The organism is Streptomyces sp. NBC_00859 (assembly GCF_045161865.1).
Classification (GTDB): Bacteria; Actinomycetota; Actinomycetes; order Streptomycetales; family Streptomycetaceae; genus Streptomyces.
Genome location: NZ_CP108826.1, coordinates 1344267 through 1368815 on the forward strand (window position 1 = coordinate 1344267; position 24549 = coordinate 1368815).

Consider the following 24549-nt stretch of genomic DNA (forward strand, 5'->3'; position numbering starts at 1 on the left):
CGGAGTGCGGAACAGGGCCCACGATCCCTTGTTCCGCACTCCTTTTTGCGTGGGGCCTGGAGCGCTGTAGCGGTGTCACTCGCAGAACACCCGCACCTGCGCGTCGGGGCCGTCGATGCTGAGCTCACCGAGCTTTCCGACGAGCTTCGAGGTGCTGCGGCCTGAGCTCCTCGGCGAGACCGGCCGGTACGCCCGCGCTGCCCAGCTCCGCGTTGACCTGAGCGTCCGCGGAAAGATGAGGCCCGCGGCCCCGGACCCCGCAGCTGCGGCGGGACCCTGATTCCGACCCGGCTGGGACCGTCGCCACCGGAGTCGTCCGCAGCGTTCACCATCACGCGCAGGTACGTAGGCCGGGCTCGGGCGGGGAGGGGCGCCTGTCGGCGACTCCGGCCGTCGCCGTTCGAGGGCGCCTGTCGACCGCCCGGCCTCGTCGACTGTCATATCGCCGCCGGCCAGTGACTCCAGAATCCGGCGGCGCTGCTCGTTCACCGCTGCTCCCCCTCCTCCGCTCCGACTCGTCCGACGCTTACCAGAGGGGCCGTTGGACCGTGCTGGAGTCCGAACCGGGTGCCGGGCAGCTCCCACAGCGGTCGCCCAGCGCCGCAGCAGCGTGCCCACCGGCCTGACCCGGGTGAGCGATGCGGCCACTCCGCCCAGCACGGCAGCAGGCAGGCAGGCAGGAAGAGCGGCGACGGCGATCGGCCACCAACCGCGGGCTCATCGCGGCCCCTCCAGCTCCGCCGGCGCCAGTGGTGACCCGGACTGGACCACCGCGACGCCGCTGCCCTCGTGACGGACCCGCTCGACCACGAACAGCTGCCCGGCGGGCAGGCGCGCAGGGCATCGGCGAGGCCCCCACGGCGCGGGGTCGCACCGTGGGGGCGGGGAACGTACGAAGGTCCGGGGCGACACACGAAAGGGCGGGCTGCCGTTACGGCAGCCCGCCCTGGTCGTACGAAGGGTCAGGACTTGGTCAGCGGGAGGATCGCCGTCGGGGCGTGGCCCGGCTCGGTTGCGATCTCCTCGAACTCCTTGACCGCGCTGATGTCCGCGGTCGGGCTCATCGCGATGTTGGTGATGCGCTCCAGGATCGCCTCGACGACGACCGGGACGCGGTACTCGGCGGCCAGCTTCTTGGCCTCCTCGAACGCGGGGAGCAGCTGGTCGGGCTCGGTGACCCGGATCGCCTTGCAGCCGAGGCCCTCGACGACCTTGACGTGGTCGACGCCGTAGACGCCCAGTTCGGGAGCGTTGATGTTCTCGAACTCCAGGTTGACCTGGAAGTTGATGTCCAGGCCGATCTGCGACTGGCGGATCAGGCCCAGGTAGGCGTTGTTCACGAGAACGTGGACGTACGGGATCTTGTGCTGCGCACCGACCGCCAGCTCCTCCAGCATGAACTGGAAGTCGTAGTCGCCGGAGAGCGCGACCACGGGGGTCTCGGGGTCTGCGGTGGCGACGCCGAGCGCGGCCGGGATGGTCCAGCCCAGCGGGCCCGCCTGGCCGCAGTTGATCCAGTGGCGCGGCTTGTAGACGTGCAGCATCTGCGCGCCGGCGATCTGGGAGAGGCCGATGGTGGTGACGTAGCGCGTCTCCGGGCCGAAGGCCTTGTTCATCTCCTCGTAGACCCGCTGCGGCTTCATCGGCACGTTGTCGAAGTGCGTGCGGCGGTGCAGCGTGGACTTGCGCTCCAGGTGCGAGGCGACCCAGGCGGACCGGTCGGGCAGCTTGCCCTCGGCCTTGAGCTCCTTGGCGATCTCGACGAAGAGCTTCAGCGCGGCCTTGGCGTCGGATGCGATGCCGTAGTCCGGGGCGAAGATCTTGCCGATCTGGGTCGGCTCGATGTCGACGTGCACGAACTTGCGGTCCTTGGTGTACACGTCCAGCTTGTAGCCGGTGTGACGGTTGGCCCAGCGGTTGCCGATGCCGAGGACGAAGTCCGACTCCAGGAACGTGGCGTTGCCGTAACGCGTGCCGGTCTGCTGGCCGACCATGCCGGCGTTCAGCTCGTGGTCGTCCGGGATCGAACCCCAGCCCATGAGGGTGGGGACGACCGGGGTGTTGGTCAGCTCGGCGAACTCGACCAGCAGGTCCGACGCGTCGGCGTTGAAGATGCCGCCACCGGCGATGATCAGCGGGCGCTCGGACTCCAGCAGGAACTGGATCGCCTTCTCGGCCTGGGCGCGGGTCGCGGCGGGCTTGTAGACGGGCAGCGGCTCGTAGGTGTCGGGGTCGAACTCGATCTCGGTCTGCTGGACGTCGATCGGCAGGTCGATGAGGACCGGGCCGGGACGGCCCGAGCGCATCAGGTGGAACGCCTGCTGGAAGACACCGGGGACCTGCGCGGCCTCCAGGACGGTGGTCGCCGCCTTGGTGACCGGCTTGGCGATCGAGGCGATGTCGACGGCCTGGAAGTCCTCCTTGTGGAGGTAGGCGACCGGCGCCTGGCCCGTGATGCAGAGGATCGGGATCGAGTCGGCGATCGCCGAGTAGAGACCGGTGATCATGTCGGTGCCCGCGGGGCCCGACGTACCGATGCAGACACCGATGTTGCCGGGGTTGGCACGGGTGTAGCCCTCGGCCATGTGCGAAGCGCCCTCGACGTGACGGGCGAGCGTGTGCTGCACACCACCGGCGGCCTTGAGGGCCGCGTAGAACGGGTTGATCGCCGCGCCCGGCACGCCGAACGCGTTGCTGACACCCTCGCGCTTGAGGATCTCGACTGCCGCTCGGGCAGCGGTCATACGAGGCATTGAATACTCCTGCTCGGCCAGTCGGAGTGGGCCTCCTGTCGCGCCAACCTGAGATCGCCCATTTCCGTATTGCGGAAGTTCGATTCTGCTATACGGAAGCAATGTAAGAGCTGGTTCCGCCTGCCGTCAAGAGAGGGGCAGCGGAGTTGCGTCACCTGTGCGAAGTACGCCCCGGGCCCGGCCCTCCGGGTGGACGATGACTCCATGGGTGAGGGAGCTGGAAAGGGACCGGAAAACGGCGCGACCGGGTGGACGACGAGCGCCGTCGTGCAATGCCCGGTCTGCGGCAAGGAGCACGCCTATCTGGCAACGGTCCTGCCCTGCGCCTGCGGCGCTCCGCTGGCGCCGCCGCTGCTGAGGGGCGCGCCACCGGTGCCGATCACCCGCCGGAGCTGGTCGGACGGGTGGGTCGCGGTCCGCTGCGCATCGTGCGGGCGGCAGGACGAGTGGCCGAGGCCCGAACTCGGCTGCTCGTGCGGCACGGTTCTCGGTATCCCGGTGATGCCGGTAGCGGCCGCCCCGGACCCGGCCGTCCCCGGCGGGGCCTCCCCGGCCGGTCGCCCGGCCCCGGACTGTCCGCCCCCCGGCCTCCGGGTCGCCGGGTCCACCGGGGAGGACCGGCCCGCCGCGACACCGCCGCCGGCCCATATCCCGCTGCCGCGCACGGCCGCCGCACCCCGTGCCGCGTTCCGGCCGGTGACGATCCGCACCGCGGGCGACGTGGTGTCGGCGGCGGAGCGCTATCTGGAGTGGCTGGGCTTCGACGGTGTCGTGAGGCCGCAGCCGCGGCCCGCGTCCGGGATCGATCTGCGCGGGCCCCGCCTGGTCGCCTCCGTGGAGGCGACCACCCGGCCCGCCACGCTTCGGGACATAGAGTGCCTGTGGCTGAACGGGATGAGTTCAGCGGCGTCGTGCGTGTTCTTCTCGCTGTCGGGGTACGCCGACGACGCACGCGCCAGGGCCGACGAACTGGCGGTGCCGCTCTTCGCGCTCGATCTCACGGGCGCCCCGCAGCCGGTCAACGGACCGGCCGACGAACTGGTCAGCACGGGCGCGACGCACACCTGAGCACACCCGCCGTGCCGCGGCCGGGCGCGCGGGCAGTACACCTCGTCCTGCTTCAGCTGCGCCGGTTCCGCCTCGCGGGCGCGATCAGCCGCTGCGCGGTGACGAAGTGGCGGCCGCGCTTCCGCAGCTTCCCGGTGACGCCCGGGGCCGCGGGCACCGCGCCCGTGCAGACGGCGTGCGGCAGAACGATCCCGTCGGTCCCCGCCCCCTTCGGGGCCCGCTCCTCCCTGAGGGCGGCGGCAATGCCGCGAGACGCGGTGCCGGCCCACGCGACCCGGACGGTCACAGCACGAGGACCCCTACACGTCCGTGCCGCCGAACTGGTTGCGCAGCTCCACCTTTCTGACCTTGCCGCTGACCGTCATGGGGAAGGCGTCCAGGATCCGCAGTCCGCGCGGGATCTTGTAGTGGGCCAGACGGTCCCGGCAGAACTCCCGGACCTCCTCGATCGTCGGGGGGTCGGCCGGGTCCCGTGGGATGACACAGGCCAGTACTTCTTCGCCGTACCGCTCGTCGGGGACGCCGATCACCTGGACGTCAGCGATCTGGGGATGGGTGTAGAGGAACTCCTCGATCTCACGCGGATAGACGTTCTCACCACCCCGGATGATCATGTCCTTGATCCGGCCGACAATCCGGATGTACCCATCGTCCCGGATGACCGCGAGATCCCCGGTGTGCATCCAGCGGCCCGCGTCGATCACCTCGGCGGTCTTCTGCGGCTCCCCCCAGTAGCCGAGCATCACGCTGTAACCACGGGTGCACAGCTCGCCCGGCTCGCCGCGCTCCACCGTCGCCCCCGTCGCCGGGTCGACGACCTTCACCTCCAGATGCGGCAGGACCCGGCCCGCCGTCCCGGTGCGGCGCTCCAGATCGTCGTCACGGCGCGTCTGGGTGGAGACCGGCGAGGTCTCCGTCATCCCGTAGCAGATCGATACCTCGGCCATGTGCATCTCGGTGACGACCCGCTTCATGACCTCGGCCGGGCAGGGTGAACCCGCCATGATCCCGGTGCGCAGCGACCCGAGTTCGTACGCCGCGAAGTCCGGGTGGTCCAGTTCCGCGATGAACATCGTGGGCACGCCGTAGAGCGAGGTGCAGCGCTCCTGCTCGACGGCGCGCAGCGTCGCCGCCGGGTCGAAGGAGGGCGCCGGGATGACGATGCACGCACCGTGCGACATGGCCGCCAGATTTCCCATGACCATGCCAAAGCAGTGATAGAAGGGCACGGGGACGCAAATCCGGTCGTGCTCGGTATAGCCCACCAGCTCCCCGACGAAGAACCCGTTGTTGAGGATGTTGTGATGGGAGAGCGTGGCCCCCTTGGGGAAGCCGGTGGTGCCCGAGGTGTACTGGATGTTGATGGGTTCGTCGCAGGACAGGGCCGCTTCGAGCGGCACCGGCCGGGCGGCGGCAACCAGTTCGTCCCAGGACGGATCACCGATGTAGTGGACGGACCGCAGCTGCGGGCAGTTGCCGCGCACCTCCCGGACCAGGGCCCGGTAGTCGCTGCCCTTGTGCTCCGTCGATGCGACCAGGACGCGGACCCCCGCCTGTCGCAGCACGAATTCCAGCTCGTGCGCCCGGTACGCCGGGTTGATATTGACCATGATCGCCCCGATCCGGGCGGTGGCGTACTGGACGAGCACCCACTCCGGGCAGTTGACCGCCCAGATCCCCACCCGGTCGCCCTTGCGGACCCCGCTGCCGAGGAGACCGCGGGCCAGCTCATCCACTGCCGCCCCGAGCCGGGCGTACGTCCACCGGCGCCCCGAGGGCACGTCGACGAGCGCCTCACGGTCGGGGAAGGCGGCGACCGCCCGGTCCAGACCGGCGCCGATCGTATCGCCGATGAGCGCCGTCGTCCCGGTCCCGTGCGCGTAGGAGAGGGTCACCGCAGATCTCCCTCGTCGTACTCGGCGGTGGAGCCGGCCGCGGTCGCCCGGCGCAGTTCGATCCTGCGGATCTTCCCGGAGACCGTCTTCGGCAGGTCGGCGAACTCGATACGCCGGATCCGCTTGTACGGCGCGAGCACCGCGCGCGAGTGCGCGAAGAGCACCTTCGCCGTGTCGGGTCCCGGCTCCCAGCCCGCTGCCAGGACCACGTACGCCTTCGGGACTGCGAGCCGCAGAGGGTCGGGGGCGGGCACGACGGCGGCCTCCGCCACCGCCTCGTGTTCCAGCAGCGCGCTCTCCAGCTCGAAGGGCGAGATCTTGTAGTCGGACGCCTTGAAGACGTCGTCGGAGCGGCCGATGTAGGTGATGTAGCCGTCCTCGTCGCGCGAACCGATATCGCCGGTGCGGTAGTAGCCACCGGCCATCGCCTCGGCCGTGCGCTCCGGGTCGCCGTGGTATCCGGTCATCAGGCCGACCGGCCTGGTGGAGAGGTCGAGGCAGATCTCGCCCTCGCTCACGCCCGGCTCCCCGCTGACCGGGTCGAGCAGCTCGACCCTGAACCCGGGCGTAGGACGGCCCATGGAGCCGGCCTTGAGCAGCTGGCCGGGGCTGTTGGCCACCTGGACTGCTGTCTCCGTCTGACCGAAGCCGTCCCTGATCGTGGCCCCCCAGGCACGCCGTACGGTCTCGATGACCTCGGGGTTCAGCGGCTCGCCCGCCGCCGCGACCTCGCGCGGCGGTGTCCGCAGCCGGCTGAGGTCGGCCTGGATCAGCATCCGCCAGACGGTCGGCGGGGCGCAGAAGGACGTCACTCCCGCCCGGTCCATCTCGTCCATCAGCCGGGACGGTTCGAAGCGCGTGTAGTTGTGGATGAAGACGGTCGCCTCCGCGTTCCAGGGCGCGAAGAGGTTCGACCAGGCGTGTTTGGCCCATCCGGGTGAGGAGATGTTGAGGTGTACGTCGCCGGGGCGCAGTCCGATCCAGTACATCGTCGCCAGGTGGCCGATGGGATACGAGGCGTGCGTGTGCTCCACCAGCTTGGGCCGGGCGGTCGTCCCCGAGGTGAAGTACAGCATCAGCGGATCGTCCGCGGCGGTGATCCCGTCGGGCTCGAACAGAGTGGAGGCACTCGCGGCCTCCCCGTACGACAGCCAGCCGTCCGGGGTCTGCGGGCCGACCGCGATCCGGGTGTAATCACCCGGCACACCAGCGAACTTGGGAGTGTCCTCGGTCCGCACGAGCACATGGCGGGCGCCGCCGCGCTCCACCCTGTCGCGCAGATCGGCCGTTCCCAGCAGTGGAGTTGCCGGGATGACGACGGCCCGCAGCTTCATCGCGGCGAGCGCCGTCTCCCACAGCTCCTGCTGATTGCCGAGCACGACAAGGACGCGGTCGCCGGCCAGAACACCGTTCGCCCGCAGCCAGTTGGCCGCACGGTCGGACCGCAGCGCCATCTCCGCGAACGAGACCCTGGTCTCGGTGCCGTCCTCCTCGACGATCTGCAGCGCGGTCCTCTCGTTGTCCCGGGCGATGACGTCGAACCAGTCCAGCGCCCAGTTGAAATGCTCGGGCCGCGGCCAGCTGAAGCCCTCGTACGCCGTGCGGTACTCCTCACGGTGCCGGAGCAGAAAGTCCCGTGCGGCCCGGAACTCCTCCGTCGCGCCGTTCGACGCCATGTGTCCTCCTCGTTGCGGGACTGCTGCCCAGCATCGTGTAATCAGTGCCCGGGTCCCACCACCCCCGAACGGGGGTGGAGTCGGAGTCCCGCCCCCGGATGCCCGGGGGCCTGCCCACGCCGAGAGGAGTGACCGCGTGCCGGAACCGGCCGATGCGGTGGACATGCGGGCGGCGCTGCTGGCGATGCGCCGCACCACCGGGCTGCCCGTCGCGTTCGGCGGGCTGCTGACGGGCGCCGGACAGCTGCGCATCGCCGAACTCAGCGGTACGGCCACACCGGCGCTGCGCGGCCTCGCGGTGTCCGCGGGCAACGGCCTCGGCGGCAAGTCGATCGCGCTGTCCCGGCCCTGCGCGGTGACCGACTACCGTTCCTCGCTCCACATCAGCCATGAGTACGACACAGCGGTGAGCGCCGAGGGCCTGCACGCGGTGCTCGCCGTGCCGGTGGTAGTGCGGCGGAAGGTGCGCGGGGTGCTGTACGGGGCGGTGCGCGAACGGCTGTCCTTCGGTGACCGGACGTACAACGCGGCGGTCGCGGCGGCTCGCGACGTGGAGCAGTCGCTGGTGGTGCGGGACGAGGTGCAGCGGCAGCTGGCTGCGGCGCGAGAACCGGTGGCCGGGCGGGGCGCGTGGGAACAGGTACGCGAAGCACACCGTGCGCTGCGCGCGCTGGCACCGCGTGTCACGGACCCGGAGCTGCGTGGTGAGCTTCTGGGTGTCTGCGTCCGGCTGGCAGGCGGCAGTGGCGGCGAACGGCCGGTCGCCCTGGCGCCTCGCGAGGTGGACGTGCTGGCCTGGGTGGCGACCGGAGCGACGAACGCCGCGGCCGGTGCGCGGCTGGGGCTGAAACCGGAGACCGTGAAGGGCTATCTGCGCTCTGCGATGCGCAAGCTGGGGGCACACACCCGCCTGGAGGCGGTGGTGGCGGCCCGTCGGGCGGGTCTGCTGCCGTAACATCCGGCCGGAGCCATGAGAAAAGCCCCGGCGGAATCGCCGGCGGGAGAACCGGGCGGGACACCGCGAAGCGTGCCGGGGAGCGTCACCGCAGGGGCGTCCAACGACTTACGGAGCATGCATGACGTACTCATCCGCCGGGGAGCTCGTCGTCGGGCCGGCGACCGAGGAGGACTGGCCCGTCATCAGCGGATGGGCACAGGAAGAGGGATGGAACCCAGGTGTGAGCGACGCCCGGAGCTTCTTCGCGCAGGACCCGGAAGGATTCTTCATCGGGCGCCTCGCCGGGGAGCCCGTCTCCGCGATCTCGGTCGTCAACTACGGTGCGCACTACGCGTTTCTCGGCTGCTACCTGGTCCGCCCGGATCTGCGGGGGCGCGGCTACGGCCTGGCCACGTGGCAGACCGCGCAGACCCACGCGGGGAACCGGACCATCGGCCTTGACGGGGTCGTCTCCCAGCAGGACAACTACCGCAAGTCCGGGTTCGCCCCGGCCCACCGCACCTTCCGCCACACCGGTGTGCTGCCGCCCCGCACGCCCACGGGGGTGCGGCCCGTACGGCCTCAGGACCATGAGGCACTCGCGGCGTACGACAGCGCGTGCTACCCGGCCGACCGCCCGCACTTCCTGACGCACTGGCTCACCACCGACGGGCACCGCGCGTTCGTACGCTTCGACGAAGGCCGCCCTGCCGGGTACGCCGTGATCCGTCCGACGGTCGGCGAAGTGCTCCGTATCGGACCGCTGTTCGCCAACTCGTCCACCGACGCGGAGGCGCTGTACGGGGCGCTGGCGGAGGAGGCGGGTACGACGCCGGTGGCCGTGGACGTCCCGGAGTCCAATCCGGCAGCTGTCGCGCTGGTCGGGGCGCTGGGCCTCACGCCCTCCTTCGAAACGGCTCGCATGTACACGGGCCGGATCCGCCCGGTCGCCGGACAGTGCGTCTTCGGCCTCACCACGCTCGAGCTCGGCTAGGAGCCGTCGCGTCCGGGGCGGACGCCGCGTTCGTGCCCGCCCCGGCCCCACGGACACCACCGGCCCACCGCTTGGCGGCTCACGCGTCCAGGGCGCCGAATCCGATGTCGTGGACGGTGGCCCGCGTCATACCGGCGAGCAGCCGCTCACCCTCGTACGCGAGCGCCGCCCGGTCGGCGCGGGCAAGCCGGGCGAACGGCTCGATGCGGAGCGTCGCGGTTGCCCTGTGCTCCTTCAGCCGCCAGATACCGGCGAGGAACCCGTCGAGCAGGAAGCTGCCGAAGGTCTGGTTTCCCACGCCATTGCGGCCGCGGTACTCGGCGGGGACGACCCGCGTACGGTCCGCGTGTGCGAGCAGCAGATTGTCGAACTCCGGCAGAAAGCGCGGTGGCGCGGGCGTGTCCTCGTCGGGCCGGGGCGCGTCGGGCAGGTCGAAGAGCTCGACGCCGTTCGGACCCCGGAAGGTGAGCAGCTGCGGCCGCAACCGTTCGAACACATCGGCCAGCCCGGTCAGCCCGGCCCACATCTGCATGTCCTTGACCGACGCCGGGCCGAAGGCACGCAGATAGCGCAGCACGGTCGCGTCGGGGGCCGGAGCGGGGACCGACGCGCGGCCGAGCCACTCCTCGAGGGTGGTGAGAGCGACCTGCCCCGCGCGGCCCCAGAGTCCGCGCGGGGTGACCTGTACGAGCGGGAGGCGGCAGCGGGCGGCGACGGAGAGCGCCTGGGGATCGGCGTCCGGCCACTCCTTGAGCAAGTGCTCCCTGAGCTCCTTCATCGTGCGGGGACGTTCTTCCACCAGATCACGCGCCAGCTCGGCCAGCCGGTCGAGACCGACTCCGGGCAGCCGCCCGCGGAAGGCGCGCAGCTCGCGTTCCCGTGCGGCCTGGACCAGTGGCCGCAGGGTGAGGGCGTCGTCGGCGGTGTGCAGATGGATGGTGGAGCGCATGGTCACCATGCGCACGGCCGCCCGGCTCTCCAGCAGCCCCGACAGCTCGTACGGGTCGAATGCCGCGAGCCGGGACCAGAGCTGGAAGTAGGGCGGCCTGGTGTTCTGCGCCTGAAGACCCAGCAGCCGCGCCACAGCCTCTTCGGCCGGCAGCTCGGCACGGCTCAGCAGGAACTGGCGTTCGAGGGTGGCGCGGTTGAGTGCGCGGGTACTCATCGGGGCCATGCGGGGCACGCTACCCGCCGCTGCGGACACCTTCCGTCCACCGTCCTCAGTCCGCTCCGTCACGCCTGGGCCATGCGGCCCGTATATCCTGCACCGAAGTCGGCCGACGTCCGCAGGAGCCGTCACGGGCCCAGCCGAAACGGGAGGTCAGAGACCGGATGCCGCTGTCCCCGAGGAACAGGAACGCCTGGAAGCACTCCTGGCGCAGGGCGGCGTCCCCGCCCGACCGCGCGGAGCAGCCGCCCGCCGACACGCCGACGGCACCCGCCGCTCCCGAACCCGTACAGCTGGACAACACCAGCGTGGTGCAGGCGGCGCTGTACCGTGACGGCCGCCGGGTATCCACCCCCGACTCGCTCGCGGAGACCTTCCGCCAGCTCCGCGAGTATCCGGACGGTATGGCGTGGATCGGTCTGCACCGCCCGTCGGAGGCAGAAATCCTGTCCCTGGCAGCGGAGTTCGACCTGCACCCACTCGCCGTGGAGGACGCGCTCGAGGCCCATCAGCGGCCGAAGCTGGAGCGGTACGGAGACACCCTCTTCGTCGTCCTGCGCGCGGCGCGTTACCTCGATGCCTCGGAGGAGGTCGACTTCGGTGAACTGCACGTCTTCATCGGCAGGGACTTCCTGATCACGGTCAGACATGGCGCGGCACCCGACCTCTCCGCCGTGCGCAAACGCATGGAGGAGACCCCGGACCTTCTCGCACTCGGCCCCGAGGCCGCGCTGTACGCCATCCTCGACTCGGTCGTCGACGGCTACGCGCCGGTCGTCACGGGTGTACAGATCGATATCGACGAGATCGAGACCGAGGTGTTCGGCGGGGACCCCGCGGTATCCCGCCGAATCTACGAACTCTCCCGTGAAATGGTCGAGTTCCAGCGCGCCACCCGGCCACTCGTGGGCATGCTGCACGCCCTCATGGCGGGATTCGCCAAGTACGGGACACACGAGGAACTCCAGCGCTATCTGCGCGACGTGGCCGACCACGTGACCCATACCAGCGAGCGGGTGGACGGCTTCAGGCAGGCCCTGACCGACATCCTCACCGTCAACGCCACCCTGGTGACCCAGCAGCAGAACGCGGAGATGCGCGCACTTGCGGAAGCGGGTTTCGAGCAGAACGAGGAAATCAAGAAGATCTCTTCTTGGGCGGCGATCCTGTTTGCGCCCACGTTGGTGGGAACGATTTACGGGATGAACTTCGATGAGATGCCGGAGTTGCACTGGGCGTTCGGGTATCCATTCGCGATCGGCCTGATGGCGGTGGTCTGTGTGAGCCTCTACTTCATCTTCAAACGGCGGGACTGGCTGTAGCGGTAAACACGCCCGATGAGCCGTTTCGGGGTGAGCACCGCTCAGCTGCCCGGCCCGGTCACCGTGAGCGGGCGTACCGCGGGTTCGAGCAGTGACAGAGTCCGCAGCTGTGCGTCGAGGGCTACGCGAGTGCCGACGGGCAGGGGGAGGTTCGGGCCTGCGTTGCCCAGGACCGGGATGTCGCGGTCGCGGTCACCGAGTGCGTCGAGGACTGTCTCTCGCAGGGGCGGGGACCCCTCGGGCGAGTCGAGTCCCTCGATCGCGGCCGGGATTCCCACGACCATGCCGCAGATGCGATCGAGGATGCCGGCGTGCCGCAGCACCTGGAGGTAGCTCCACACATGTGAGGCGTGGCCACCCGCCTCCTCCCAGAACAGCACCGCTCCGTCGAACCGTTCGAGTGGCAGCGCAAATCGCGTCGCCTGGTTCAGTGCGATGCGGTTGATGACCCCGCCGAGCAGACGGCCTTCGGTGCGACCGGCACGCCAGCACTCCCACGAGGGACCGGCCGGCAGCGCACCAATCGGCTCCGTACCGGTCAGCAGCGTCGAGTAGAGCAAAGGTCGTTTCGGGACAGAGGGACCCTTCCTGGTCTCAGCCGGTGAAAGGGTCCGCCTCACCAGGCTCCGTCTCCAGTGCTTGGCGGTCGAACTTCAGCATGGCGACGAAGAACAGGCCTCCCAGGATCAGGAGACCCCCCACGATCACGACGGAGACCAGCGCCTCGTCCGGGGATACCAGCACGAACAGGGCGAAGAGTGTCCACACCAGGGCGCAGATCGCGACGGGCAGTTCGAAGCGTCCTAGGTTGAAGGCGCCCTTCTGACGGCTGAGGCGTCCGCGTACCGCCAGGTAGAGCACGATCGTCGAGCCGTAGGTGAGGGCGGGGAGAATGGTCGAGGCCGTGATCAGCTCCAGCAGCGCGGCGCCGGGCAGGGCAAGCATCAGGACGACGCCGAGGGCGAATACCAGCACGGTCGCCGGGATCGGCGTCCTAGTGCGGGGGTTGACCCGCCGCATCAGGCGGTGGGCGGGGAAGCGGGCGTCGCGCGACATCGCGAAGACGAGGCGCGAGCATGCGACCATCGTCACGATCCCGGCGCCGAAGAACGCGATGGTGATGGCGACCAGCAGTGTCCTTTCCGTCACCGGACCGAGCTGATCGCGGATGATCGCCGCGACGGGCGAGCCGGTGTTGCTGATACGGGGGATGTCGTCGATCGCGACGGTGAGCGTGATCAGGAACAGCATGCCCAGGACACCGGCCGCCACGACCGATCCCACAATCGCGCGTGGAACGGTGCGGAACGGATCCTTGGCCTCCTCGGCCAGGTTGGCCGCCGAGTCGAAGCCGACGAGAGTCGCGAGTCCCATGATCATCGCGAGTATCACTCCACCGCCAACTGCGAAGTAGTCAGGGGCGTTCCCGACGACACCGCGCGAGGTGAGGTTGCCGACCGAGCCGTTGCCAGTGACCGAGACGGCGATGACGAGTGCGATCGCCACCACCACGACGAGTGCCAGTTCGAGCCCCACAGCGACCGTATTGATCAGGCTGACGAGGCGCGTGGAGGCCACGGCCAGCACGGTCTGGACGAGCAGTACCACGAGCGTGATCAGGCGCGCGGCGTCCTCGTCCGGTGCGATGCCGGCAAGTGGCATGAACGCCTGGCTCGCCAGCGCGTTGTCCACCGCCACCACGCCGATCGCCAGGTAACAGAAGGTCAGCCAGCCGAACCACCAGCCGATCTTCGGGCTGGTCAGCCGCGAGGCCCATTGATACGAGGAACCGCTGAGCGGGATGCGGGCCGCGAACTGCGCGACGACCAAGGCCACCAGGGTCTGCCCCGTGGCCGCGACGATCCACAGCCAGATACCGACCGGCCCCGCGGTCGTCAATACTTCGTCGTAGGTCGCGAAGATGCCGACCGCCACCGAGATGAACGCGAACGAGATCGCGAACACCTGAAAGGGGCCGAGGGTGCGTTTCAGCTCCTGCCGGTAGCCTCCGGCCTCGACGGACTCCGCATCGCCCTGCGTATCGGGCGAGGACTCCACCACCGCAACCACCTCACCTTCCACGGCCCTCCAGTGCCCGGCACACACGCCAGGCAGGGACCGGTCGGTGCCCCATTTTCACCCTCTAATACGTCTATGCCCCGTTCGACTCACCGGACCGACCGCACGGATGCCGACCTGTCCCCCGCCACGCCGGGCCAGGCCGGGCAGACGCTGATCGTGTCGTCCGGATGGCGCTCACGCTGATCTGGCTGTAGCGATCGACCCGCACGGGAAGGGCCTGCCTCGAAAGGCTCCTCCGAAGGCGCGGCTCCCTCGCGGTCGTCGAACGGAGCGGGCATCCGTGGAGGGCGGCGGGAATCAGCGACGATGACCCGCACCGGTTGTTCGCGCTTAACTTCCTTGTCCCGTACGGCTGATAGAGCGACCCGCCGAACGCACTTGTCGGGTGTTCTGCGCTGTGTCCCGTCCGTACGGTCGGGGGTATGGGGGGCGTTCTGGTCTAGTGAGGGCTGGGAGTCCGGGGGGCTGCCGGCGAAGCCTGCGATGCCGTGGTCACGGCGCCCAGCGCGAACTCAAAGGCCAGGAACCAGTGCAGACCAGTCATGAATCGCTTCGACATGCTTGTCACTTCAGGGGAACTGGGCACGGTCAGGCCTCCGCACGGCGATTGCGGTGCACGGCGGAGTGTTTGCTCTCGGGAGTCAGCCCCGCAGGGTGGCGATGGCCTTCTCGATGCGCTGTCGGCGCGTGTCCGGCTTCTTCGCGCCCTCGATGGCGCGCACGTGCTCGCGCTTGCGGCTATAGGCGAGGTTGTCGTACGCGGCGCGGGCGACCGGGTCGCTGTCCAGAGCCTGGGCGAAGTCCGGGGGCTCGACGACGACGCGCGGCTCGGTGTCGAGCTCCAGCTCGACCTCGACCTCCTCGCCGATCGCGACATCCGCGGCCTGCCGGTTGGCGTTGCTGAGGCCGAGCAGGTGGCGGCCTCGCATGATGGCGACCCGGCTCTTCCAGGAATGCCCGTTGACTGTGATCGTCACCGGCGGCCGCGCGCCCCCGCCCAACGCTGCTACCACCTCGGGTGGAACTTCCAGGCCCCGCATGGGCTCAGGTGGCTCGACGTGGGCCCGAAACTTCATGATCTTCTCCTGTTCGTCCTGCCGGTTCACGCGGATCCCGCTCGCTCGGCTCCGATCACCTTTCCCGCTTCCCGCACCCGGGTCACAGCCGTCCCGGACGGCGGCGGCACGCGCCCGCCGCCCCGGACGACTGTGAGACACAGATCGCGGTTACTCCGCGTAGGGCTGGTCGGTTCCTTGGCCGCTGTAGCCAAGACTCCAGATGTAGCCGTCCGGGTCGGCGAAGGTGCCGCCGTACCCGCCCCACGGCAGAGCACCGGCGGGCTTGAGGACCGATGCGCCGGCCCTCTGGGCCTCCGCCATGATCTCGTCGACCCGCGTCTCGCTGCGGACGACGTAGGTCAGAACCAGTCCGCTGAAGCCGCTGCCTTCCTGGTCCGTGCCCACCTGGTCGGCCAGGCCTTCACGGCTGTAGAAGCCGACGGGCGAGGCGCCATCCGATGCGAAGAACACCGAGATGCCGAAGTCGCTCTGGATCTTCCAGCCGAGCCCCTCGGTGTAGAACTGCTTGGCCCGGTCCATGTCCCGGACACCAAGAAGGATCGAGCTGACGTGCGCTTTCATGTCTGACTCCTTCCGCTGTAGAGGTATACGTGCCGGACATCCGGGCCAGGGCCCGGATGTCAGATCGGTGCGTGTCCGCCGGTCAATCGCTATGACAGGAGGTCAAGCGGGGCGGGAGTGGGGGCCGGGCGTCAGGACGGCGTGGGGGCGGGCGATGCGACAGCCTCCCAGACGAACCCGTCCGGGTCGGTGAAGGCGTCGGCGGTGCTGCCGAGGACGATGCGGTGCGAGCCGGTTCCGTCGACGGGGACGCCGAGGTCCTTGGCCAGAGCACGGCGCTTGTACAGCGCCATTCTGACCGGGCTGGACTGACCGGGGGCGAACTCGACGTACTTGGCACCGAAGCTCTTGGCCACGGTCATGCCTCGGCCGAGGTAGAACTGCTTGGTGGCCTTCACTGCCTCGACGCCGAGCAGCAGGACGACGTCGTCGATCACGCGGGTGGCGGGGCCGGTGTCCTTCTTCGCCGAGGTCGCAATCTTCCAGATCGTCCCGTCCGGGGCCTGGACGACACCGCTGTAGCCCCACAGCGACTTCTCGGCGGGCTTCAGGACCGTGGCGCCGGCGTCCACGGCGGCGCCGAAGAAGCCGTCGACGGTGGCCGGCCCGGACACCGTGAGCCCCAGGGTGAAGCCGCGGAATCCGGTGGAGTGCGCCTCGGACACCCGCAGGCGCAGGTAGGTGTCCACGCCGAAGGCGCTGTAGAAGCGGCGAGCGGCCTCGAGGTCGGCCACCTCAAGGGTGACGGACGCGAGGGACGTGTCGGCTGTGGTGGAAGCGGTGGTTGCCATGACCATCACGCTAGGGGCTGCCCGGCGGCCGGGGCTTCTCGATTCCTGACCGGTCTTGAGACTTGCTTCGCCACGCACGCCGGCATCCCCTCCACCTTGATCGCCGACTCCGCACCGCGGGCCGTACCCGCAGCATCGGCATGATCGGCCGCCGCATCCGCCGCCCGGCGCCGGAAGGCCCCGGGCGGCATGCCGACCAGCTCGGTGAAGCGGGTGGTGAACGTTCCCAGCGACGCGCAGCCGACGGCGAAGCAGACCTCGGTGACGCTGAGATCACCCCGCCGCAGCAGCGCCGTCGCGCGCTCGATACGACGCGTCATCAGGTACGCGTACGGCGACTCGCCGTACGCGGCCCGGAACTGCCGGCTCAGGTGCCCGGCGGACATGTTCGCATCATGGGCGAGCGCCTCCACGTTCAACGGCTGCGCGTATTCCCTGTCGATCCGGTCGCGGACGCGGCGCAGCCGCGCGAGATCAGCCAGGCGCTGCGCCTGGGCGCGTGCACGCCGCCATTCGGGCTTACACATGAGAACCCTCCCCCTCGTCCTTCATCTTCCAGTTCCATCGACGTCTTCGAGCGTCTGAGGTGCCCGCGCGGCGGGCCCCAGACGCTCGGTGTGTGGACCGGCCCGCTGGACTCGGCCAGCCGCCGATCGAGTAGCTGCCGGACAGCAGCGGGCCGGAGTCCGGGCTCATGACCGGCTCGACGAGGACCCGGACGCGGTCCGGGCGGGTGGGCGACCGGCAGGGCAGGCGCTTGCGCTCCGGTGCCCCGCGTTCCTTGTGGTTGGTCGCGATGTCGCCCGCACGGTCGCATCGATACCCGCACGGCTCAGCGCAGCTCCTGGATGCGGACCAGGTTGCCCGCGGGGTCGCGGAACGCGCAGTCGCGGACGCCGTACGGCTGCTCGGTCGGCTCCTGGACGACCTCGGTGTCACCGGCCTGCACCTTCTCGAACGTGGCGTTGAGGTCCGGGGTGGCCAGCAGGATCCAGCCGTAGGTGCCCTTGGCCATCAGCTCGGTGATCGTGCGGCGCTCGTCCTCGGTGATGCCGGGATCGGCGGCAGGCGGCGCCAGAAGGATCGACGTTCCCGGCTGACCGGCCGGGCCGACCGTGATCCAGCGCATCCTGCCCTGCCCGACATCGCTGCGGACCTCGAAGCCGAGGACGTCGCGGTAGAAGGCGAGCGACGCGTCCGGGTCGTCGTGCGGAAGAGAAGTCGTGTGAATGGTGATGTCCATGGTGAGCAGGCTAGAGGCGGCTCCGTGAACCGTGCTTCTCGATTCCTGATCGATCCGGACACGCCCGGACGTTCACGGGCAGGTTACGCGGAGCGCACTCACTTCCCGCGACGGTGCACCCGATGCCCCGTCAGCCGCCCTCCAGGGGGAACGGAGGCTCAACGCCGGTCTTTCGTTCCGATGTATCACCCTCCCCCACTCTGGCATGCGCCACGGGCAGCATCGTTCGAGTGTCCAAATTCAGCGAACGTGCCGTCCACATCACAAGTAGGACCCAGCCTGTCCTGGATCCCTAATACCGTCCCGGCCATGAGTTATGAAGACACGTCAGCATCCACGTTCCGCTACTCCGCTGTCAGCTTCGACTGCCCTGACCCCGCCGAGCTGGCCCACTTCTACGGAGAGGCCCTCGGCCTGCCGATGGTCCTCTCCACCGAGAATTTCGTCCTGCTCGGCCAAGAGGGGTCTGCAGGACTGGGATTCAACCGGCTCACCGACTACCGCCGCCCTACCTGGCCGGACCCCTCCCAGGAGAAGCAGGCCCATATAGAACTCGGCGTCGACGACTTGGACGCAGCTCAGGCTCGCCTGCTCGCGCTGGGGGCCGTCAAGCCTGAATTCCAGCCGGACCCCGACCGGTGGCGGGTCCTGCTGGATCCCGCAGGCCACCCGTTCTGCATCTCCACTCTGGTCTGAGCACGACCGCCCCTACGTGGCTGGTGCACATGTCGCCGTACCTGGTGGAGCCCTCAGAACGGCGGGGACACCGCGGCTGCTGCGGCGAGGACGGCCGGGGCCGAAACCCACAGAGCCCCGATCGCTGAGGTGATGCCGATCGAGCCGAGCACCGCGAGGAGCGGGCCCGCGCAGCACACGGACCCTCTGGAATCGTCGCCGTGTCGTCGAATCTTCCGACCGTCAAAGTGTCCGTGATGGGGCTGAACTGGTCTGACGCGTCACGTAGACATCTGTGACGCGTCAGTCCAGTCGAAGGGGCTCAGCTCAACAGCCGCAGCCGGACGGCAGCCTCTCCGAACTCCTGGCGGATCAACGGGTGGTGGAGGCGCCTCCGTTGACATTGATCGTCTGTCCGGTGATGTGCCGTGCTCCGGACGAGGCGAGGAAGTAGGCCGTCTCGGCGACGTCGTCCACCGAGCCAGGGCGCTTGTTATGAGTCTCCTCGACGAGCGCGGCGTGGCGTTCGTCCGAGAGCTGCCCGCGGAAGAAGTTCGTATCGGCGATGTATCCGGGGGAGATGACATTGCAGGTGATGTCGCGGGGTGCCAACTCTGCGGAGAGAGAGGCGTTCCAGGCCGCGAGCGCAGCCTTCGCCGCTCCGTAGGAGCCGCCGCGACGTTCCGCCCCGATCGAACCGATGTTGATGACGGTGCTGCCGTGGGTGAGCCGGTCGCGGAGTGCGGTGGTGGTCAGCACTGCGCTGAGCAGATTCTGGCTCAGGTGGCTCTGCCACTCCGCATGGGCCGCTTCGAGCGGCGAGGCCCCTTCCGGCGGCGGGCCGGCCAGCCCGCCGACAGCGTTCACCAACACGTCGAGGCTGCTCAGGTGAGTGGCAAGGTTGGCGACGGCGACGGGGTTGGTGGCGTCACAGACGATGCCCCGGACGTTGAGCTCCTTCGCGGTGCGCTCGACGGTGTCCGCGTGGCGTCCGGTGATGAAGACCTCCGCCGGTTCGGCTGCGAAGCGGGCCGCAGCGGCGCGACCGATGCCGCTGGTTGCGCCGGTGACGAGGATTGTGCGGGTCACGTGTTCCTCCTGGCTAGCAGCTACGTTTAGCCCTGAACGGTAGTATGTTTAGAGCTAAACATGACGGCGAGCGATGAGGCAAGGTGATCTGGCTCATGCCGGAGGGAACGAGAGATTCCGATGGGGAGTGGCCGCCGTATCCGGCTGCGGAGATCGCAGCGGCCTGGCGCCGGGAGCGACCGGGGGCGCCGACGGAGTCCATCGAGATCGTGACGCCGATCTGGTGGCTGGCCAAGCTCTTCACGGATGACCGCGCTCGCGCGCTGCGGGCCGCCGACATCGATGCCGCGACCCTGGACCTGCTGTCCGTCCTCCGTCGCTCCGGCCCTCCGTATTCGCTGACCACGCGGCAGATCGCCTACCGGACGCTCGTCACGGCGGGCGCCGTTTCGCAACGCGTCGCCCGCGCCGAGAACCAGGGACTCGTCGAGCGGACCGTGGAGGAACGAACACCCGGGAAGGCGGGGCGGGCCGCAGTACGAGTGACGCTGACCGAAGCCGGTCATGAACTGATCGAGCAGTCGGTCGACGAGGTCCTGAGCCGGGAAGCACGGCTCGTCGACGAGCTTTCGGTGACCGAGCGAGAAGCCCTGGCTTCGCTGCTGGGAAAGCTGTTGCAGCAGGTCAGGGAACAGACGGCAAGTGGTGAACAACGTCCGAGCTGACCACGGGACGAATGCCCTGCCACCTTCGGCGTCAGGTACTCAAAGGTTGTTGAGGCCGCGCACCACATCAGCTTCCTGGCCCTGTCGAGGCGTCAGGTCCACGTCGCGGTGGTGGCGGGTCTGGTGCCCGATCAAGGCGTCGAGCCCCCATCCTCCACCGGTCCGGACATCGGCGTCCGCCCGCCGTAGCAGCCCCGGGACGGACAACACGTGCTCAGCCGTCATCACCCGGAACAGGCTGGAGGCGGACACGCCGCGCAGCGAACGGATTCCTTCGACTGCGGCCAGGGCATGTTGCGAAAGTGTGTGCGGCGACGGACGTGTCGTAGTACTCCTTGATAGACATGAAGTCGCGTTTGTTACCACTTGGAGTCGTCGATGGCCGTTCGTCGTGTAGTGCCCAACATCCAGTCGGAGGCCGCGCAGGAGAGCCGGGAATTCTACGGCCTGCTGGGTTTCGAGGAGGTCATGAACCACGGCTGGATCATGACGCTTGCCTCCCCGTCCAGCCCGGCAGCGCAGATCAGCGTCATGACCAGCGACAAGACCGCGCCTGTCACCCCCGATATGAGCGTCGAGGTGGACGACGTGGACGCGGCCTACACGGTCATGCAGGAGAGCGGTGTGGAGATCATTCACCCCTTGCAGGACGAGGAGTGGGGCGTGCGGCGGTTCTTCGTCCGTGACCCCAGCGGGCGGGTGGTCAACGTACTGGGCCACCGCTGACGCCCCCGCCGCACGACGGGTGAAGGTGCTGCCCCGGGTGGGGGTGCCGGTCACGGCCACCCGCTGATGGCCACGGCCAGGTCGGTGCTACGCACAAGATCCGCTATCGGTACGCCTCGGGGCTGGTCCGGCAGGTCAGGCCGGATGTGGGGTGCGGGGGTGCGGCTCCCCGGTATGGCTGTTGCATCCCGCCGTACCGTGTCTCCCGGCCTACCTGAGTGGTCCGCTCACCTGCAACATGGCGTATGTGCTGCCGTTAGGGTTCGGTCTGTATCTATGACCGGCCCAAGGAGATCAACGAGTGTCCGATCTGGACTTCTACGCCCACGTCGCCACCTGCTGCGATGTCTTCGGGGCCGGTATCGGATCCAGCCCTGACGCGTGGGAAGCCGCAGTGGGACCCGATTACCTCGACGATCCGGGCAAGGGCCTGCTACGCAGGGACTACGGGCTACTGGAGCTCTCCTTCTCCGAAGCGGAAGGGCAACTGTCCTGTTCGGGGATCAGTGTGCAGGTCCACCGGTTGGTCCACGGCCTCTCCCTGCCGGCCTCTCTGCCAGGGACGTACGGGGAGTTCGCACCCCGCGTCCGGTTCGCACAATTGCGGGACGTGATCGTGTCTCTGGGGCATACGGTCGAGCCCGACGATCTCTCGGGGGACGTCCACCGCTATCGAGTGGCCGGGACCGGCGCTCGCGTTTTCGTCATCAACGATCCCGACCCGTACGGGGACGGCGATCACGATGTCGATGATCAGGCGGTTCACCAGGCGGGCGACGTGTGGGCAGTGAGCGTGGCCCCGGCCTGGTGAAGCGGCGCGAGGAGCTGAGGCGCGCTGCCGATCGCACTCGGAACGGCCGGTCGCCCTGCGGATGACCGGTCCTTCGTCTTCCGTGAACGCGGTCCCGTGCGCCCGCACAACAACCGTGTACCGAGCACCTGCACTCAGGTTCATGTGGGGAGGACCGCCCCCACCACCGCCCGTGACGGACCACCATCTGCCTCAGTGAGCGGCTGGTAACTTGCCTCCCATGAAGGTGGCATTGACCGACTCAGGGCTCGGGCTCCTTTCCACCACCGGATGGCTTCGGCACCTCGCCCCGGACCTCGATCTGCTTCTCTTCCTGGACCCCGACGGCGCCCCCTGGGGACCGAGAACCGCCTCCTTCGTCACGGACCGTCTGTTCAGTTCCGCTCGATCGGCCGTCCAGCGAGGTGCGGAGGCCATCGTGGTCCCCTGCAACACCGCCACCGCGCAGATGCGGCCGGGCGGACCCCCCGGAATTGCCGGTCGGTGGTGCTGGGATGCACGCACTACCCCCTGGTGGCACCGGACATTCTGCAGAGTCTGCCCACCGGAACAACCCTGTACGACAGTGCGGAGGCAGTCGCCCGCCAGACACTGCGGCGACTGGACAGAACCGGGCAGCCGCCCAGCACCACGGGCTCCGTCGACGTGGTACTCAGCGGTCGCCACGGGAACCTCCCCGCAAGCGCCCACGCCTACCCGGTGGGCCGCGCCCTTGCCGCTGCGGCGCGGGTGCCCCGTGACATCCTCATCTCCGCAGCAACTCACGCCCCGGTGAACGCTCCTGCGCTCTGAGAGGGGTCCGGCGACGGGTACGCGCGCACCAACCGGCGGGCGGAGATCTGGCCCGCCGGTGCGTCTCGCGGATGTGTCTGTGGGTCAGACGGTGCGAAGTGCGGGATCGCTGGTGCCGGGCTCGCCCGTTTCGACGTGCCCGGCGAGTCTGCGCAGATAGGTGCTGTCGCTGTCGGAGCGGATGTGCAGGTCGTACCAGCGGTTGCTGTTGCCGAGGTCGACCCAGCGCGTCTGCCGGCCGCCCGCCTCGACGACGATCTTGCTGGTCCTCCCGCCGTAGGCGTTGGTGACGGTGAGGTGGCAGGAGGTTTTGGCGGGGTTGGTGATGTTGAGTTTGACGCGGCCGGTCTTTTCGTCGTGATGGCCGGTGACTTCCGGGCTCGGAGTCGCCGCATGGCCTCGGCAGGCACGCAGATAGCCGTTGGGGCCGTGCACAGTCAGGTCGTAAGTCCCGCCGGAGGGGCCAGTGCTCCAGGTATCGGAGATCTTCTTGCCGGCTTCAGCGGTGTAGGTCCAGGGCCCGTCGTCACGGTTGGCGGAGGTGACGAGGAAACAGGCTCCAGCTTCATCACCCGGGGTGAAGGTGAGCTTGATGTTACCGACGGAGGGTTTGACGGACGCGGAGACGAGGGGTGCGTAGGGAAGGGGCCGGGTGGGCTTGGCGCCCTTTTCCTGCTTGGGCAGGGCCGGGGACGCCGGCGGTGAGTGGGTGTAGCTGCTGTGCCGCTCCTGGTCCGCCGGCCGGTAGGCGTCGGTGCTCGGCAGCGGGGCGTGCTTGGTGTGTTTGAGGCTGAAGTCGAAGGCCGATGTGAGGTCTCCGCAGATGGCGCGGCGCCAGGGAGAGATATGTGGCTCGTGGACGCCGAAGCGGCGTTCCATGAACTGGATGATGGAGGTGTGGTCGAAGACCTCGGAGCACACGTAGCCGCCGGTCGACCACGGGGAGACGACGAGGGTGGGGACCCGCATGCCGAGCCCGTAGGGGCCGGCGCTGTAACTGCTGTCACCGGGGAAGAGGTCGAGCTTGGTGTCGACGGTGGAGGCCCCCCAGGAGGGGTCAGCCGGCGGGTAGGGCGGCGGCACGTGATCGAAGTAGCCGTCGTTCTCGTCGTAGGTGATGAACAGCGCGGTCCTGCTCCACACCTCGGGGTTGGATGTCAGCGCATCCAGAACCTGCGAGATATACCAAGCGCCGTAATTCGCAGGCCAGTTGGGGTGCTCGCAGAACGCCTCCGGGGCAGCGACCCAGGAAATCTCCGGCAAGGCTCCGGCCTTGACGTCCGCCCGGAGGTCATCGAGGAGATGGCCGCTCTTCTTGATGTTCGTTCCCTTGCATGCCCTTTCGTAAAGGGCATCACCGGGCTTGGCGTTGCGGAACTTGTTGAAGAACATCAGCGAGTTGTCGGCATAGTTTCCGCGGTAGGCGTCCTCCAGTGCGCCCCACAGTCCGTCCTCGGTCAGTCCGTCGCCGGTGTCCTGGTAGATCTTCCACGAAACCCCCGCCTTCTCCAGGCGTTCGGGATAGGTGGTCCAGTCGTAGCCGGCTTCCTCGTTGCCGAGGACCGGTCCGCCTCCCTTGCCGTCGTTTCCGACGTGGCCGCTGTAGAGGTAGTAGCGGTTGGGGTCGGTGGCCCCCATGAAGGAGCTGTGGTAGGAGTCGCAGACGGTGAAGGCGTCGGCCAGGGCGTAGTGGAAAGGTATGTCTTCCCTGTTCAGGTGGGCCATGGTGCCGGTCGTCTTGGCGGAGATCCAGTCGTCGTACTTGCCTTTGTTCCACGCCTGATGGCCGGTGCCCCAGTTGTGGTCGAGTCCGGCGATGAATTGCATTCCCAGATCATCGGCGACCGGATGATAGGGCAGGACTTCCTCACCGCTGCCGGATTGGTGCCAAACCGATTTTCCGCTGTCCAGCGTCAGCGGCCGGGGGTCGCCGAACCCCCTCACACCCTTGAGGGTGCCGAAGTAGTGGTCGAAGGAGCGGTTTTCCTGCATGAGGACAACGATGTGCTCGACGTCCTTGATCGACCCGGCCCGGCCGGAGGCGGGGATGCCGACGGCGCGCATGATGCTGGAGGACAGCGCTGCGACGCCCGCGGTGCCGCCCGCTACCTGGAGGAAGCGTCGGCGGTTGAACTCAGACATGGAGCTGTACCTCTGAAAACGTGGAGGGTAGCGAATCGGTCACCGTAATCCGGCTCACCCTTGAGACGTCAAATGGTGCG

General features: G+C 68.8%; 24 protein-coding genes. 9 read left to right on the forward strand and 15 right to left on the reverse strand.

From position 1 onward, the window contains the following. Window positions 1-962 precede the first annotated feature (962 nt). Window positions 963-2753: a glyoxylate carboligase gene (gene gcl / locus OG584_RS05625; protein WP_405775611.1), complete on the reverse strand. Its 1791-nt coding sequence runs from the start codon at window positions 2751-2753 to the stop codon at window positions 963-965. 204 nt (window positions 2754-2957) lie between these two features. On the opposite strand from gcl, the gene OG584_RS05630 reads away from it, so the two are divergent. Beyond that, window positions 2958-3821: a hypothetical protein gene (locus tag OG584_RS05630; protein ID WP_405775613.1), complete on the forward strand. Its 864-nt coding sequence runs from the start codon at window positions 2958-2960 to the stop codon at window positions 3819-3821. A 52-nt stretch (window positions 3822-3873) separates the two neighbouring features. Here the strand turns inward: OG584_RS05630 and OG584_RS05635 are convergent, their stop codons facing one another. The 3 genes from OG584_RS05635 to OG584_RS05645 are packed head-to-tail and all read right to left on the reverse strand — an operon-like array spanning window position 3874 to window position 7392. After that, complete coding sequence (locus tag OG584_RS05635) at window positions 3874-4107, reverse strand: hypothetical protein (protein WP_405775615.1); 234 nt, start codon at window positions 4105-4107, stop codon at window positions 3874-3876. Between the two features lie 13 nt (window positions 4108-4120). After that, window positions 4121-5716, reverse strand: a complete 1596-nt coding sequence (locus tag OG584_RS05640; protein ID WP_405775617.1) for an AMP-binding protein — start codon at window positions 5714-5716, stop codon at window positions 4121-4123. Continuing rightward, a complete protein-coding gene (locus tag OG584_RS05645; RefSeq protein ID WP_405775619.1) occupies window positions 5713-7392 on the reverse strand; it encodes an AMP-binding protein in 1680 nt (559 codons plus the stop codon). Before OG584_RS05645 ends, OG584_RS05640 begins: the two co-directional genes overlap by 4 nt. Before the next feature lie 136 nt (window positions 7393-7528). Here OG584_RS05645 and OG584_RS05650 point away from each other — a divergent pair, with 136 nt between their 5' ends. Both OG584_RS05650 and OG584_RS05655 read left to right on the forward strand, forming a co-directional pair. Next, window positions 7529-8347 carry a response regulator transcription factor gene (locus OG584_RS05650; protein WP_405775621.1) on the forward strand — a complete coding sequence of 273 codons (819 nt, stop codon included), beginning with the start codon at window positions 7529-7531 and terminating at the stop codon, window positions 8345-8347. A gap of 121 nt (window positions 8348-8468) precedes the next feature. Continuing rightward, window positions 8469-9323 carry a GNAT family N-acetyltransferase gene (locus tag OG584_RS05655; RefSeq protein WP_405775623.1) on the forward strand — a complete coding sequence of 285 codons (855 nt, stop codon included), beginning with the start codon at window positions 8469-8471 and terminating at the stop codon, window positions 9321-9323. 79 nt (window positions 9324-9402) lie between these two features. On the opposite strand, the gene OG584_RS05660 is transcribed toward OG584_RS05655, so the two are convergent. Continuing rightward, a complete protein-coding gene (locus tag OG584_RS05660) occupies window positions 9403-10497 on the reverse strand; it encodes a winged helix DNA-binding domain-containing protein (protein WP_405775625.1) in 1095 nt (364 codons plus the stop codon). A 158-nt stretch (window positions 10498-10655) separates the two neighbouring features. Here OG584_RS05660 and OG584_RS05665 point away from each other — a divergent pair, with 158 nt between their 5' ends. Continuing rightward, window positions 10656-11813 carry a magnesium and cobalt transport protein CorA gene (locus OG584_RS05665; protein ID WP_405775627.1) on the forward strand — a complete coding sequence of 386 codons (1158 nt, stop codon included), beginning with the start codon at window positions 10656-10658 and terminating at the stop codon, window positions 11811-11813. Window positions 11814-11854: 41 nt separating this feature from the next. Here OG584_RS05665 and OG584_RS05670 read toward each other — a convergent pair whose 3' ends face one another. From OG584_RS05670 to OG584_RS05700, 7 genes are all read right to left on the reverse strand, one after another. Continuing rightward, a complete protein-coding gene (locus OG584_RS05670) occupies window positions 11855-12373 on the reverse strand; it encodes a hypothetical protein (protein ID WP_405775629.1) in 519 nt (172 codons plus the stop codon). A gap of 34 nt (window positions 12374-12407) precedes the next feature. Then, a complete protein-coding gene (locus OG584_RS05675; protein WP_405775631.1) occupies window positions 12408-13874 on the reverse strand; it encodes an APC family permease in 1467 nt (488 codons plus the stop codon). 662 nt (window positions 13875-14536) lie between these two features. After that, window positions 14537-14971, reverse strand: a complete 435-nt coding sequence (locus OG584_RS05680) for a YdeI/OmpD-associated family protein (RefSeq protein WP_405775633.1) — start codon at window positions 14969-14971, stop codon at window positions 14537-14539. Window positions 14972-15121: 150 nt separating this feature from the next. Next, window positions 15122-15535, reverse strand: coding sequence for a VOC family protein (locus OG584_RS05685; protein WP_405775635.1), 414 nt, complete (start codon window positions 15533-15535; stop codon window positions 15122-15124). Between the two features lie 131 nt (window positions 15536-15666). After that, window positions 15667-16326 carry a glyoxalase gene (locus OG584_RS05690; protein WP_405775637.1) on the reverse strand — a complete coding sequence of 220 codons (660 nt, stop codon included), beginning with the start codon at window positions 16324-16326 and terminating at the stop codon, window positions 15667-15669. Window positions 16327-16331: 5 nt separating this feature from the next. Next, complete coding sequence (locus tag OG584_RS05695; RefSeq protein ID WP_405775639.1) at window positions 16332-16853, reverse strand: helix-turn-helix transcriptional regulator; 522 nt, start codon at window positions 16851-16853, stop codon at window positions 16332-16334. A gap of 305 nt (window positions 16854-17158) precedes the next feature. Beyond that, on the reverse strand, window positions 17159-17569 hold the full coding sequence (locus OG584_RS05700; RefSeq protein WP_405775641.1) for a VOC family protein: 411 nt from the start codon (window positions 17567-17569) through the stop codon (window positions 17159-17161). A 309-nt stretch (window positions 17570-17878) separates the two neighbouring features. Here OG584_RS05700 and OG584_RS05705 point away from each other — a divergent pair, with 309 nt between their 5' ends. Beyond that, complete coding sequence (locus OG584_RS05705; protein WP_405775643.1) at window positions 17879-18265, forward strand: VOC family protein; 387 nt, start codon at window positions 17879-17881, stop codon at window positions 18263-18265. Between the two features lie 351 nt (window positions 18266-18616). Here OG584_RS05705 and OG584_RS05710 read toward each other — a convergent pair whose 3' ends face one another. Further along, window positions 18617-19333 carry an SDR family NAD(P)-dependent oxidoreductase gene (locus tag OG584_RS05710; protein ID WP_405775645.1) on the reverse strand — a complete coding sequence of 239 codons (717 nt, stop codon included), beginning with the start codon at window positions 19331-19333 and terminating at the stop codon, window positions 18617-18619. Window positions 19334-19428: 95 nt separating this feature from the next. On the opposite strand from OG584_RS05710, the gene OG584_RS05715 reads away from it, so the two are divergent. Then, on the forward strand, window positions 19429-19998 hold the full coding sequence (locus OG584_RS05715; RefSeq protein ID WP_405775647.1) for a MarR family winged helix-turn-helix transcriptional regulator: 570 nt from the start codon (window positions 19429-19431) through the stop codon (window positions 19996-19998). 39 nt (window positions 19999-20037) lie between these two features. Here OG584_RS05715 and OG584_RS05720 read toward each other — a convergent pair whose 3' ends face one another. Further along, a complete protein-coding gene (locus tag OG584_RS05720; RefSeq protein WP_405775649.1) occupies window positions 20038-20250 on the reverse strand; it encodes a nucleotidyltransferase domain-containing protein in 213 nt (70 codons plus the stop codon). A 126-nt stretch (window positions 20251-20376) separates the two neighbouring features. Between OG584_RS05720 and OG584_RS05725 the strand changes: the two genes are divergently transcribed. The 3 genes from OG584_RS05725 (at window position 20377) to OG584_RS05735 (ending at window position 22327) form a co-directional block, all read left to right on the forward strand. After that, window positions 20377-20724: a VOC family protein gene (locus tag OG584_RS05725; RefSeq protein ID WP_405775651.1), complete on the forward strand. Its 348-nt coding sequence runs from the start codon at window positions 20377-20379 to the stop codon at window positions 20722-20724. 301 nt (window positions 20725-21025) lie between these two features. After that, entirely contained in the window at window positions 21026-21535 is a 510-nt protein-coding gene (locus tag OG584_RS05730; protein WP_405775653.1) for a hypothetical protein, read from the forward strand. A gap of 513 nt (window positions 21536-22048) precedes the next feature. Continuing rightward, the gene (locus tag OG584_RS05735; RefSeq protein WP_405775655.1) at window positions 22049-22327 is read left to right on the forward strand and encodes a hypothetical protein; all 279 of its coding nucleotides are present in this window, start codon (window positions 22049-22051) and stop codon (window positions 22325-22327) included. Between the two features lie 84 nt (window positions 22328-22411). Here the strand turns inward: OG584_RS05735 and OG584_RS05740 are convergent, their stop codons facing one another. Further along, entirely contained in the window at window positions 22412-24469 is a 2058-nt protein-coding gene (locus OG584_RS05740; protein WP_405775657.1) for a phosphocholine-specific phospholipase C, read from the reverse strand. Between the last annotated feature and the right edge of the window lie 80 nt (window positions 24470-24549).

Coding starts and splice junctions, on each gene's coding strand:
- OG584_RS05700 (WP_405775641.1), bottom strand. CDS start 17,569: ATGGACATCACCATTCACACGACTTCTCTTCCGCACGACGACCCGGAC.
- OG584_RS05690 (WP_405775637.1), bottom strand. CDS start 16,326: ATGGCAACCACCGCTTCCACCACAGCCGACACGTCCCTCGCGTCCGTC.
- OG584_RS05740 (WP_405775657.1), bottom strand. CDS start 24,469: ATGTCTGAGTTCAACCGCCGACGCTTCCTCCAGGTAGCGGGCGGCACC.
- OG584_RS05660 (WP_405775625.1), bottom strand. CDS start 10,497: ATGGCCCCGATGAGTACCCGCGCACTCAACCGCGCCACCCTCGAACGC.
- OG584_RS05705 (WP_405775643.1), top strand. CDS start 17,879: ATGAGTTATGAAGACACGTCAGCATCCACGTTCCGCTACTCCGCTGTC.
- OG584_RS05695 (WP_405775639.1), bottom strand. CDS start 16,853: ATGTGTAAGCCCGAATGGCGGCGTGCACGCGCCCAGGCGCAGCGCCTG.
- OG584_RS05715 (WP_405775647.1), top strand. CDS start 19,429: ATGCCGGAGGGAACGAGAGATTCCGATGGGGAGTGGCCGCCGTATCCG.
- OG584_RS05655 (WP_405775623.1), top strand. CDS start 8,469: ATGACGTACTCATCCGCCGGGGAGCTCGTCGTCGGGCCGGCGACCGAG.
- gcl (WP_405775611.1), bottom strand. CDS start 2,753: ATGCCTCGTATGACCGCTGCCCGAGCGGCAGTCGAGATCCTCAAGCGC.
- OG584_RS05645 (WP_405775619.1), bottom strand. CDS start 7,392: ATGGCGTCGAACGGCGCGACGGAGGAGTTCCGGGCCGCACGGGACTTT.
- OG584_RS05685 (WP_405775635.1), bottom strand. CDS start 15,535: ATGAAAGCGCACGTCAGCTCGATCCTTCTTGGTGTCCGGGACATGGAC.
- OG584_RS05680 (WP_405775633.1), bottom strand. CDS start 14,971: ATGAAGTTTCGGGCCCACGTCGAGCCACCTGAGCCCATGCGGGGCCTG.
- OG584_RS05630 (WP_405775613.1), top strand. CDS start 2,958: ATGGGTGAGGGAGCTGGAAAGGGACCGGAAAACGGCGCGACCGGGTGG.
- OG584_RS05665 (WP_405775627.1), top strand. CDS start 10,656: ATGCCGCTGTCCCCGAGGAACAGGAACGCCTGGAAGCACTCCTGGCGC.
- OG584_RS05725 (WP_405775651.1), top strand. CDS start 20,377: ATGGCCGTTCGTCGTGTAGTGCCCAACATCCAGTCGGAGGCCGCGCAG.